We start from the raw sequence: 10,876 nt of genomic DNA, 5'->3' as shown, positions 1-10,876 counted from the left end.
GGGCCCGGCAGATCGCCGCCCGGCTGGCGGTGCCGCGGCCGCGCCGCGACGTGACGGCCCGCCGCGGCGCCGGCGAGCTGGCCAGCGTCCGCTACCGCGGCGGCTCCGACGACATCGACCTGGACCGGACGCTGGAGCAGCTGGTCGAGCACCCGGTGCCGGAGGACGACGACGTCATCGTGCGCGAGCGGGTGCGGGCCCGGCGGTCGGTCGCGCTGCTGGTGGACGTGTCCGGGTCGATGCGCGGCGAGCGCGTGCGGACGGCGGCGGCCGCCCTGGGTGCCCTGGCCGCGGAGCTGTCGTCGGACGACGTCGCCGCCATCGCGTTCTGGTCCGACGCCGCCGTGCTGGCCCACCTGGGCGAGCGCGTCTCGCCGCAGCGGCTGCTCGACACCCTGTTGCGGATCCCCGCCAAGGGCCTCACCAACGTCGCGTTCCCGCTGCAGGTGGCCGCCCGCGAGCTCGCCCGGGTGCCGGCCCGCGACGCCCGGGTGCTGCTGCTGTCGGACTGCGTGCACAACGCCGGGCCGGACCCGCGTCCGTTCGCCGCCCGCCTGCCCCGGCTGGACGTGCTGCTCGACACCTCCGGCGAGCACGACGCCGACCTCGGCCGCGATCTCGCCCGGCTCGGCCGCGGGCGGCTGTTCCGGATCGGCGGCTATCGTGAGGTCGCACCGGCGCTCGGGGAGGTGTTCGTCTAGGTGACGGCGTTGGGTGACCTCGCGTGGCCGTCCGTCCCGGCCAACCGGATTCTCGCGCTGCCGCTGGGGTCCACCGAGCAGCACGGGCCGCACCTGCCGCTGTCGACGGACGCCGACGTGGCGGCGGCGCTGTGTGCCGCGCTGGCGTCCGTGCGGTCCGACGTCGTCGTGGCGCCCTTGCTGCCCTACGGCGCGAGCGGCGAGCACCAGGACTTCCCCGGCACCGTCTCCATCGGCACCGAGGCGCTGACCCACGTGCTCGTCGAGCTGGGCCGGTCGGCGTCGGCGACGTTCCCGCGGCTGCTGGTCGTGTCCGGCCACGGCGGCAACCTGGCGGCCGTACGGGCGGCGCTGGCCACCCTGACCGCGGAGTCGCGCGACGTCATGGCCTGGTTCCCGCGCTGGGACGGCGACGCGCACGCCGGCTTCGTCGAGACCTCGCTGCAGCTCCATCTGGACGCCTCGCGGGTGTCGCTGGAGGCGGCCGCCGCCGGGGCGGTGGAGCCGCTGAGCGAGCTGATGCCCGCATTGCGGGCCGGCGGTGTCCGGGCGGTCAGCCCCAACGGCGTGCTCGGCGACCCGGCCGGCGCGACGGCGCAGGGCGGCCGGACGATCTTCGACGGCCTGGTCGCCGACCTCGTCACGGCGGTGGCGGCCTGGGTGAGCGGCCCGTGAGCCTGGCGTTGCCCAGCGGGTTCGGGGTGGTACTGGACCGGCACACCCGCGTCCTCGACGGCGGTCGCGTGCTGCTCGGCGGGTCGCCGCGGAGGGCGCTGAAGCTGTCGCCGTCCGGCGTGGCGGCGTTCGGGCGGCTGCGCGCCGACGGGTTCGTGACGGACGAGCGCACCGGCCGGCTGGCGCGTCGGCTGGTCGACGCCGGGGTGGCGCACCCGCGCCCGCCAGTGGTGGCCGGCGCCGTTGCCGGTGTCACGGTGATCGTGCCGGTCCGCGACCGGGCGGCGGCGCTGTCGCGCTGCCTGGCGGCACTGGCGGAGGCCGACGTGCTGGTGGTGGACGACGGATCGACGGACTCCGCGGCGGTCGCGGCCGTCGCCGCCCGTCACGGCGCCCGCCTGCTCCGGCGGCCGTCGCCGGGTGGACCCGCGGCCGCCCGCAACACCGGCCTGGCCGCGCTGGGCGACGCCGGCCTCGTCGCGTTCGTCGACAGCGACTGCGTTCCGTCTCCCGGGTGGCTGGAGCGGCTGGCCGGGCACTTCGCCGACCCCGCCGTCGTCGCCGTCGCCCCGCGGATCGTGCCGGTGGTGGCGTCCGGCGCCGGCCGCGTGCTGGGCGCCTTCGCGGCCGCGCGGTCGCCGCTGGACCTGGGGCCCGACGAGGCGCTGGTGCGGCCGGGCGGGCGGGTCTCCTACGTGCCGACGGCGGCGGTGGTAATCCGGCGCTCGGCGCTGGATCGGTTCGACGAGGCGCTGCGCTATGGCGAGGACGTCGACGCGGTGTGGCGGCTGGTCGCGGCCGGCGGGCGGGTCCGCTACGACCCGTCGGTCACCGTCGCCCACGCCGAGCCGGCGAGCTGGCCGGCCTGGCTGCGTCGCCGCCACCACTACGGCACGTCGGCCGGCCCTCTGGCCCGCCGGCACCCGGACCGGCTGGCTCCGCTGGTGCTGGCGCCCTGGCCGGCGGCGGTGACGGCGCTGCTGCTGGCCCGCCGCCCGCTCCTGGCGACGGCGGCCGGTGCCGTCGCGACCGCCCGGCTCGCGTCGACATTGCGTGCCGACGGCCTCCCGCCGTCGATCGCCGCGCCGATGATCGCCGAGTCCACCGCCGCGACGCTGACCGCCACCGGCCGGGCCGTCACCCAGCTGGCGCTGCCGGCCGTGGTCGCGCTGACCGCGCGCCGTCCCCGCCGGCTGGCGACGTTGGCGGCCCTGGTAGCCGCGCCGGCCGTCCGCGACTGGCTCCGGCTGCGCCCGTCGCTCGATCCGGTCCGCTGGACGCTCGCCAGCACCGCCGACGACCTCGCCTACGGCTCGGGCGTCTGGCGCGGAGCCCTCCGTGCCCGGACCGTACGCCCACTCCTCCCGCGCCGCGGGGGTGGTGTCAGGCGCCGAAGGTGCGGTGGAAGTCGTGCGGGATGACGAGGTCCTCGATGGTGAGGTCGCGAACGGACGACTTGCCGAGGCCGCGCAGCGCGGAGTCGATGCCGCCGCTGAGGATGTCGAGCACGTTCTCGACGCCGGCCTGGCCGTTCGCAGCCAGCCCCCAGAGGTAGGCCCGGCCGATCATGACCGCCTTCGCGCCCAGCGCCAGCGACTTCACGACGTCGCTGCCGCGCCGGATGCCACCGTCCTGGACGACGTCGACCTGGGAGCCGACCGCCTCGACGACGGAGCGGAGCGCCCGGACGGCGGCCGGCGTGCCGTCGAGGTTGTTGCCGCCGTGGTTGGAGACCGAGATGGCGCTGACCCCGGCGTCGACCGCGCGCTTGGCGTCGTCGACCCGCATGACGCCCTTGAGCATGAACGGCCCATCCCACTGCGACCGCAGCCACGCGACGTCGTCCCAGGTGGCGGGCGGGGTCTGCAGCCACTGGCCATAGGCGCCGAAGAAGGTGGGCGCGACGCCGTCGGCGCCCTCGAGGTTGGGCGTGGTGAGGTCGGGCAGCGTGCCGGCGCGCAGGTAGCGCAGCAGCCAGCCCGGATGGGGCAGCACCTGCGGCGCGAACCGCGCCATCGTCTTCAGGTCCAGCCGCTCCGGGATGACCGGGCTGCCCCAGTCGCGGCCGTTGCTGAACGACCAGTCGAGCGTGAGGATGAGCCCGGCGGCGCCGGCGCGGCGGGCGCGGTCGATGACGCGCAGGATCTCGTCGCGGCTGCCCAGCCAGTAGATCTGGAAGAACGCCTTCGGGTTGGCCTCGACGACGTCTTCGATGGAGCGGCTGGCGAACGAGCTCAGCCCCATCGCGGTGCCGCGGTTGGCGGCGGCGCGGGCGACGGCCACCTCGCCGTCGGGGTGCACGGCCTGGACGCCCGTCGGCGACAGGATCACCGGCAGCGCGATGGACTGGCCCATGACCTGCGTGGACAGGTCGCGCTTGTCAGAGGTCGCGGCGACGTGCGGGGCGAAGCCGAGCTCGGTGAACGCGGCGAGGTTGTCGCGCAGCGTGAGGCCCTTCTCGGAACCGGCGACGAGCGCCCCGTACACCGACTTGGGCAGCTGCCGGCGGGCGCGCCGCTGGGCCTCGGCCACGGTCTCGAACCACTTGTTCCTGCCGAACATCGTCACCTCTGACCTCGCTGGTCGGCACGTCGGCGTGCCACTCGTCCCAGAATAATGGCACTGAGGGCCAAAATGAAGCGGGGAGGCGGGCGGCAAACAGACCTGGTACCTTAGGTGAACAGAAGGTGAACACCACCTGACTCAAGAGTGGCCGGAAGGAGCGGACAAGGTGACGATGACACAGGTCCAGCGCCCCACGCTCGTGGCCCGCTGGGTGACGGTGACCGACATCTCCGGCCGCCCGCGGACGGAGCTGCGCTGGGTTCCCGTCCAGGACGAACGCCCCGCACAGGTGAAGGCGGCCTGAGCGGCCTACAGCGCCCCGAGGGGCGCGACCGGCCGGCCGGTCTTCTCGCACACCCACTGTGGATCGGGCCCGAGTTCGGGCTCGATCCGCAGTTCGTGCGGCTCTTCGTCGGCGCACGACTCGCACGACGGCCACCGGCCCACCCCGGCGTCGAGCAGGCGGTCCTGAACGTCCTGGGCCAGCTGGCCGGCCACGAACGCCGCACCCTCGGGCCACTGCTCGACCCACCAGCGCCGTTCGGTCAGCGCCGCGTCCAGGACATCGACGGCGGCGGCGACGTCGAGGCGGCGCGCGCCGAGGTCGCGCAGCACCAGTGCGCGCGCCACGAGCATCACGTCGTCGACCACGATGTCGATCGTGCCATTTCGCTGGCACACTAATCCACGTGCGTCCGCTGCTGGAGGTCATCGCCCTGGGGCCAGGCGACGTGCCGGGCGCCGTCGAGGGCGGCGCCGACCGCCTCGAGGTCGTCGCCGACATGGACGCCGACGGCCTGACCCCGTCCATCGACACCGTCCGCGACCTCAAGCGCGCCTGCGACCTTCCGCTGCGGGTCATGCTGCGGGCCAACGACGGCTTCTCCACCAGCGGCTCCGAGCTGGCCCGCCTGCGCATCGCGGCCCACCAGCTGGTGAACGCCGGCGCCGACGGGTTCGTCCTCGGCTTCCTCGGGCTCAACGCCGAGATCGACGTCGAGGCGACGCTGGCCCTGGCCGACGAGCTCGGCGGCCGGCCGTGGACGTTCCACCGCGCCATCGACCACTGCCTCGACCTCGACGCGGCGTGGGAGGTCGTGCCCGGGCTGCCCGGCCTCGACGCCGTCCTGACGGCCGGCTCCGCCCGCGGCGTCGGGTCCGGCCTGGACGAGCTGTGCACCCGGGCGACCGGCTCGGAGCGGGCGGCCCGCGTCATCATGGCCGGCGGCGGCCTCGAACCCGACCACGTCCCGTGGCTGGCCCGGGCCGGCGTCCGCCAGTTCCACGTCGGCAGCCGGGTACGTCCCGGCGGCTCGTGGAAGGCCTACGTCGACGCCGCGCTGGTGCGGTCGTGGCGCATCCTCATCGACGACGCCGTGGCCGCGGCGCTCTAACCTCATGATCATGATCGATCCGCCGGCGTGGCCGGGGCACGGCCGCCTCTGGTCGCACCTCGCCTCGGACGAGTCGTTCGAGGAGCTGCACGAGTTCGCCGCGAAGCTGGGGCTGCCCGCGCGCGGCTTCGACGGCGACCACTACGACTTGCCGGCCGCGGACTACGAGCGCGCCGTCGAGGCCGGCGCGGTGCCGGTGCGCAGCCGCGACCTGGTCGCGCGTCTGCTGGCAGCCGGCCTGCGCCGGCGCAAGCGTCACTGACCGGACGCGAGCGCCGTCAGCTCGTCGCGGTGCCGGTCGAGGTACTGGTGCACCCGCTCGCGGGAGTCGGTCCAGTCGCCGTGCAGCATCTTGGACGGCTCCTCGGTGACCGTGAGGTCGTAGGTGTCGCGGTCGATCAGCAGGTCGACCGTGAGCTTGCCGCTGGACGTCTCGCGCGCGAGCTCGGCGTGGAAGTCGTCGAGCACGAAGGTCAGGTCGTCGGGGGTGGGGAACTGCACCTGGGTGAGGGTGCCGCCGTCGTCGACGATGACGACGTGCGCCAGCGCGCTGCTGGGCAGGCCGTCGGACTCCAGCTCGCACTCCCACCGGCAGACGATGCGCAACCAGCCGGCCGGCGCGGACCGCCGGTAGACGGCGATGATGTCGTCGAGCGTCTGCTGCTGCTCCGGTGTCACGTCGCGACCCTACCTAACCCGGTCTGTTGGGGAACCGGAACTCGCGCAGCTCACCGTCCACCCAGGTACGGACGGTGAAGAGGTCCGGTCTGGTCGTGAGGTTGTCCGGCCGGTACGACGGGACGATGTCGACCTGCACGTTCTGGTTGTTGCCGAGCGCCTCGCGCAGGTAGCGCTCCATGTCCGCGTACCGGCCCTGGTTGAGGTTGCGCATGCCGTCGCCCAGTGGTTTGCCGTTGCCGGGCACGACGTTGAGCCGGTTCGTCGGGCCGCCCAGGGAGTCGGCGAGGATGTGGAAGCCGACGTCGCCGTCGATGCCCTCGTGCCCGATGCCCTGCTGCAGCCGCCGGTTGCGCCCGGCCGCCGACCCCGACGGCGAACCCTCGACCCGGATCGGCCGGCCCAGCGAGTCGGTCTCCCAGGCGACGCCGTTGAAGACGTAACGGGCGTTCGGGTGCGCGTTGTTGGCCGCCCGGTTGAACGCGCGCAGGTTGCTGAACTCGAACGTCGGCAGCGGGACGCCGTCGGCGCGGGCCACCATGCTGACGCTGTCGAAGCCGGCCGGGAAGGTGTCGAGGCGGCCGAGGATGGTCAGTTCCTCGGCCGTGAGCGCGCGGCGGGTCCACTTGCCGGCGGTGGAGCCCCAGCCCAGGAACGGGATGAGGGCCGCGCCGGACAGGCCGGCGTCGATGACGTTGCCCTCGGCGGCGTACCAGATGGCGTTGATGGCGTCGGCCGGCTCGCCGACGACCGGGATCAGTCCCAGGCCGTCGAGGACCAGGTGCCCGATCTCGGAGAACCAGTTGGTGTCGCTGCGCTCCTCGATCTCCTCGGCCTTCATGGTGACGATGGCCCGGGCGTCCGTCGCGATGTCGGCGCTGATGACGTCGCCGCCCTCGAACGGCGTCATGGCTGCGGCGATCGCCTCGCGCGCGCCGGCGCCGTCGTCGACCGGCCAGCGCCGCCGCGCGATCAGGTACTCCATGAACGCGTTGACGTGGGCGGTCTCGCCGTCGGCCTCGATCTCGACCGTCTCGCCGTGCCCGAACAGCTCGTGCCCGGCCTGAGGACTGCGCCCGATGGCGGCCATGATGCCGGCCAGCGGGTCGTAGTGGACCGAGTAGCCGGTGGGCGCGCCCTCCTCGTCACCGTGGACGGGGTCGATGGCGCCGGTGAGCTCACCGGCGGAGGCCGAGCGGTTGTACCACATGTCCCGCTCGTCGACGTCGCGCTCGTAGTCGTAGACGCCACGGGCGACGGTGGTGAGGAAGTCGGCGGACCAGGTGCCGCGCGAGATGACCAGGCTCAGCGCGCCGGCCTGGCCGACGTTCGCGGGCTCCTCGGTGATGATGGCGTCGAGCCACTGCTCGGCGTACTCGGGATCGAGCGCGAGGTCGCCGGTGTTCTGCGTCGCGAGCCCCAGCGACGTGCCGAGGTCGTTCAGGAACGTCTCGTAGTGCCCGTCGAAGGTGTCGACCTCGCTGACGTCCGAGGTCATGCCGTGGCTCTGCGCCAGCGCCTGCCGGGCATAGGACATGTCGAGGACGACGGCGGCGACGTCGTCGGGGCTGACCTGCTCGGCCAGGCGCTGCGCGAAGTACGGGTCGGTGGCGTTGTCGGCGAGCAGCTCCCGCAGCTCCTCGGGGATCTCGCCGTCGTCGTACTCCTCGATCAGTTCGGCGGCGCGGTCGGCCCGCTCACGTGCCTCTTCAGGCGTCGCGGTGGAGATCGTCGACTCGTCGATCTGGGCGAAGGTCTGCACGCCCGGCGTCTGCGCCTCGACGTGACGGGCCAGCGCCAGCCGCCTGCGCAGCCCCGGCAGCTCCTCGTCGATCCAGCTGAGCACGCCGTTGACGCGGTTCAGGTCGTCGGTGGACAGCCACACGTCGGTCAGGTGCCCGCGGACGCTGCCGACCCGGCTCTCCAGCTCGGTCGACGCGTTCTCCATGGCCCGGATCAGTTCGGCCATCTGCTCCAGGTCGATGGAGGCGACGCTCATCAGAGGTTCCGCCAGTGCGTCTGCCAGGAGTTCGGCGGCACCTGCTCGGGCTGTTCGTCGATGGCGGCGCGGTAGGTCTCCATGACGCCCTCGGCGGCGGTGCCGAGCGTGGTGACGTGGCCGGTGAGCTCGGTGAAGAAGGTGTCGGCGGTGGTGCTGATCCAGGCGCCGGCGTTCATGGCGGCGACGGCGTCGTCGAGCTCGGCGGTGAACTCTTGGGTGAGCGGCCGGGACTGGTCGCGACGGCCGATGATGGCCGCCCGGTACGGGTTGGCGACGGTGGCCTCTTCCTCGGTGGTCACGACGGTTGCTCCTATCGCGGCGGCCGGGGTCCGTGCTGGGCGACCCAGCGGTCGAGGTACGTCTCGAAGCGGCCCATGGACTCCTCGTCGTGGATGCCGCGGGCGCGCTTGGGCGGGTCGTAGCCGAACTCGGCGCGGAACGTGCGGTCGTGGTCGACCTCGAGGTCGAGGACCGTCCAGGCGTGGTCGGGCTCGTCGGCGGCGGCCATGCGGTTCAGCTCGGCGACGAGGTCGTAGAGCGGCTCGTCGTAGCCGACCTGGCCGTACAGCCACCGGTCGCCACCGTCGACCACGGCCAGCGTGAGGTAGTTGAGCGTCAGCTCGCCGGTGGGGCCGGGGAACGCCTCCCAGTTGCCGACCAGACGCACCCAGCCGGCCGGCGCGACCTCGGCGAACCGGCGCGTGATGCGGTCGAGCTGCTCCTGCTGTTCGGCCTTGCCCATGCCGTCCTCTCCGTGCAGGTGCCCGTTCCGCCTCGAGTGGTCAGATGGTAGCCGCCGGACGCGGCCGGCGTCACGAGCCGGAGGCGCGCAGCAGGACGAGCTCGGTCTCGAGGTTGTGCCGGGCGGGGTCCTCCCAGCGGCGGTGGCCGGTCTCGGTGCGGTAGAGCGCCGGCCGGTCCAGCAGGCCCTCGAGCACGGCGGCCCGGCCGGCGGCGAAGTCGGCGTCGGACACGTGCGCGTAGTCGTCGCGGACGGCCGCCGCGTAGGCGGCATAGTCGGACGGCGGGCCGGCCAGCACCGCCAGGTCGGCGTCGCAGAGCACCGCGCCGTTGCCGTCGCCCGGCGCCGGATCGTGGCCGGCGGTCAGCAGCACCAGCCGCTCGACCTCGTCGACCTGGGCCGCCGGCCGGCCGAGCCCCGTCAGCACCTCGCGCGCGAGGCGGGCGCTGGCCGCCTCGTCCTCACCCGGCGTGCCCGCGTAGACGGCGTCGTGGAACCAGGCCGCGAACCGGACGGCGTCAGGGTCGCTCGCGGCGTCGGCCAGCTCGTCGACGGCGTCGAGGACGGCGGCCAGGTGCCCGTCGGAGTGGTAGTGCCGGTGCGGCTCGCGCCAGCGCGCCAGCAGCTGTGCACCGGCCTCCGCCGCCGCGGGCGAGTCGCCGGCCAGCGCGGCCCAGCGCCGCTCGAGGTCCTCCATGCCACCCATTCTCCTCGCGCCATGATCATCACGGGGACGGGGCCGGGCAGCCGGGTCGGCAGGCGCGCGGGGTGCCGGTCCAGCCGCGGGCTTGGAGGACGCGGGCCTGTTCGGCGGCGACGGCGCAGGGGTCGCCGAAGACGTCGGCGTGGCCGTATCTGAGGGTGGCGTGGCCGTCGACGGTGGCGCGGTTGTCGCGGTGGCGGTCGCGGAAGCGTCCTTCGCCGGTGTGGCCGATGCGGCCGTCGAGCTCGACCCGCACGCCGTAGTCGGGGTAGTCGACGTCGATCCAGATGACCCGCTGCCCGGCGACGCGCCGCTGCCGGCAGCCGGTGGGCAGGCCGTGGGCGCGTTCGACGCGGCGCAGGTGCCGCAGTTCCAGGGGTGACTGGGCGCCGTCGGCGACGTCGGCGAGCATCGCCTCGACCATGGGGCGCCAGCGGATCTTCTTCCGCCGCCCGAGCGCGTCGGCGAGTCGTTCGGGGGTGGTGAGGCGGCGTTGGCAGGCCGCGGTCACCCAGGTCTCGGCCTCGCGCGGGTGGGGTGCGACGTCGACGAGGTCGAGCACCGTCTCGTCGAGACGTGTGCGCGGCGGATTCTTCGACGGGTGCCGGGTGAGCGGGAGGCGGTGCGAGTAGTGGATGCGGACGCCGTCGACCTTGCCGCCGACGTAGCGGTCGGCGGGCACCGTCACGTGGATGACCGGGCCGGGATCGTCGCACAGTCCGTCGAGGTAGGCCGCGGTCCGGTGACTGGCGACGGCGCCACGGCCGGCGCGCAGGATCGCCGCCCAGACCTGCGCCACGAACGGCAGCGGACCGGTGAACGTCGCGTAGGTGTGCGCGTGCACCCGCTGCCAGCGCCCGGACGCGACGAGCCACTTGATCCGGTCGGTCGTGCACCCGGCCGCCAGCGCCTGGGCACGGCCGATCACACCGTGCTGCAGGTCCAGGAGGGCGTCGAGATCCACACCTGCCAGCGTGCGTCACCGCAGCCCGTCAGGCCAGACCCGATCGTCGATCTGTGGACGACGCGGATCGTCCAGGATTCGGGGCGTCATAGCGCCCCGTTTCTTTGATGATCATGGGAGCGGGGGCGGGTTTGCTAGACTTGCTGACAGCACAGGGCTTCGTGCGCGACCTGGTGGTGGGGAGGCGCGCCGCTGAAGCGTTCCTCCGGAGTCCTGTCGTGTCCCCTCTCTCCTCGTATCGCCGGCTGCTCTCGCTGGCCGGCGTCGGTTACGTCGTCGTCGCCTTTCTGGGCCGGTTGCCGCTGGCCATGAGCCAGCTCGGCACGCTGTTGCTGGTGTCCGACGCGACCGGCCGGTACGCCGCCGGTGGCCTCGCCGCCGGCGCGCTGGCCGTCGCGAACGCCGTCGGCGCCCCGCTCGCCGGCGGCATCGCCGACCGCGTCGGGCAGCGG

General features: G+C 73.9%; 14 protein-coding genes and 1 pseudogene. 7 read left to right on the top strand and 8 right to left on the bottom strand.

Going from position 1 to position 10,876, the window contains the following annotated elements:
- From DY240_RS09330 to mftF, 3 genes are all read left to right on the top strand, one after another.
- The coding region (locus DY240_RS09330; RefSeq protein WP_119659657.1) for a vWA domain-containing protein at positions 1 to 701 on the top strand (701 nt) is incomplete at its 5' end.
- Positions 702 to 1,376: a mycofactocin biosynthesis peptidyl-dipeptidase MftE gene (gene mftE / locus DY240_RS09325; protein ID WP_119659656.1), complete on the top strand. Its 675-nt coding sequence runs from the start codon at positions 702 to 704 to the stop codon at positions 1,374 to 1,376.
- Positions 1,373 to 2,797 carry a mycofactocin biosynthesis glycosyltransferase MftF gene (gene mftF, locus DY240_RS09320; protein WP_119659655.1) on the top strand — a complete coding sequence of 475 codons (1,425 nt, stop codon included), beginning with the start codon at positions 1,373 to 1,375 and terminating at the stop codon, positions 2,795 to 2,797. The genes mftE and mftF overlap by 4 nt, the downstream gene beginning before the upstream one ends.
- On the opposite strand, the gene mftD is transcribed toward mftF, so the two are convergent.
- The gene (gene mftD / locus DY240_RS09315; RefSeq protein WP_119659659.1) at positions 2,760 to 3,938 is read right to left on the bottom strand and encodes a pre-mycofactocin synthase MftD; all 1,179 of its coding nucleotides are present in this window, start codon (positions 3,936 to 3,938) and stop codon (positions 2,760 to 2,762) included. The genes mftF and mftD overlap by 38 nt on opposite strands.
- A gap of 169 nt (positions 3,939 to 4,107) precedes the next feature.
- Between mftD and DY240_RS31795 the strand changes: the two genes are divergently transcribed.
- Positions 4,108 to 4,245, top strand: a complete 138-nt coding sequence (locus tag DY240_RS31795) for a hypothetical protein (protein ID WP_158602791.1) — start codon at positions 4,108 to 4,110, stop codon at positions 4,243 to 4,245.
- A 5-nt stretch (positions 4,246 to 4,250) separates the two neighbouring features.
- On the opposite strand, the gene DY240_RS09310 is transcribed toward DY240_RS31795, so the two are convergent.
- Positions 4,251 to 4,577, bottom strand: a complete 327-nt coding sequence (locus tag DY240_RS09310; protein ID WP_407659294.1) for a hypothetical protein — start codon at positions 4,575 to 4,577, stop codon at positions 4,251 to 4,253.
- Between the two features lie 53 nt (positions 4,578 to 4,630).
- Here DY240_RS09310 and DY240_RS09305 point away from each other — a divergent pair, with 53 nt between their 5' ends.
- Positions 4,631 to 5,335, top strand: coding sequence for a copper homeostasis protein CutC (locus DY240_RS09305; protein WP_119659654.1), 705 nt, complete (start codon positions 4,631 to 4,633; stop codon positions 5,333 to 5,335).
- A 4-nt stretch (positions 5,336 to 5,339) separates the two neighbouring features.
- Positions 5,340 to 5,597: a DUF4031 domain-containing protein gene (locus DY240_RS09300; protein WP_119659653.1), complete on the top strand. Its 258-nt coding sequence runs from the start codon at positions 5,340 to 5,342 to the stop codon at positions 5,595 to 5,597.
- Here DY240_RS09300 and DY240_RS09295 read toward each other — a convergent pair.
- From DY240_RS09295 to DY240_RS09270, 6 genes are all read right to left on the bottom strand, one after another.
- On the bottom strand, positions 5,591 to 6,013 hold the full coding sequence (locus DY240_RS09295; RefSeq protein WP_119659652.1) for a hypothetical protein: 423 nt from the start codon (positions 6,011 to 6,013) through the stop codon (positions 5,591 to 5,593). The two genes, DY240_RS09300 and DY240_RS09295, sit on opposite strands and share 7 nt — an antisense overlap.
- A gap of 13 nt (positions 6,014 to 6,026) precedes the next feature.
- On the bottom strand, positions 6,027 to 8,012 hold the full coding sequence (locus DY240_RS09290; RefSeq protein ID WP_119659651.1) for a DNA/RNA non-specific endonuclease: 1,986 nt from the start codon (positions 8,010 to 8,012) through the stop codon (positions 6,027 to 6,029).
- Complete coding sequence (locus tag DY240_RS09285) at positions 8,012 to 8,314, bottom strand: hypothetical protein (RefSeq protein ID WP_119659650.1); 303 nt, start codon at positions 8,312 to 8,314, stop codon at positions 8,012 to 8,014. The genes DY240_RS09290 and DY240_RS09285 overlap by 1 nt, the downstream gene beginning before the upstream one ends.
- An 11-nt stretch (positions 8,315 to 8,325) precedes the next feature.
- The gene (locus DY240_RS09280) at positions 8,326 to 8,757 is read right to left on the bottom strand and encodes a hypothetical protein (protein WP_119659649.1); all 432 of its coding nucleotides are present in this window, start codon (positions 8,755 to 8,757) and stop codon (positions 8,326 to 8,328) included.
- Between the two features lie 70 nt (positions 8,758 to 8,827).
- Positions 8,828 to 9,454 carry an HD domain-containing protein gene (locus tag DY240_RS09275; protein ID WP_119659648.1) on the bottom strand — a complete coding sequence of 209 codons (627 nt, stop codon included), beginning with the start codon at positions 9,452 to 9,454 and terminating at the stop codon, positions 8,828 to 8,830.
- A gap of 28 nt (positions 9,455 to 9,482) precedes the next feature.
- Positions 9,483 to 10,424, bottom strand: coding sequence for a type IV toxin-antitoxin system AbiEi family antitoxin domain-containing protein (locus tag DY240_RS09270; RefSeq protein ID WP_119659647.1), 942 nt, complete (start codon positions 10,422 to 10,424; stop codon positions 9,483 to 9,485).
- 218 nt (positions 10,425 to 10,642) lie between these two features.
- On the opposite strand from DY240_RS09270, the pseudogene DY240_RS09265 reads away from it, so the two are divergent.
- Positions 10,643 to 10,876: pseudogene (locus DY240_RS09265) on the top strand (MFS transporter); the annotation flags it as partial.

Origin of the sequence: Jiangella rhizosphaerae (assembly GCF_003579925.1) — a bacterium.
Classification (GTDB): Bacteria; Actinomycetota; Actinomycetes; order Jiangellales; family Jiangellaceae; genus Jiangella; species Jiangella rhizosphaerae.
The sequence above is the reverse complement of the archived record's forward strand: the minus strand, read 5'-3'. Positions and strand labels throughout refer to the sequence as shown.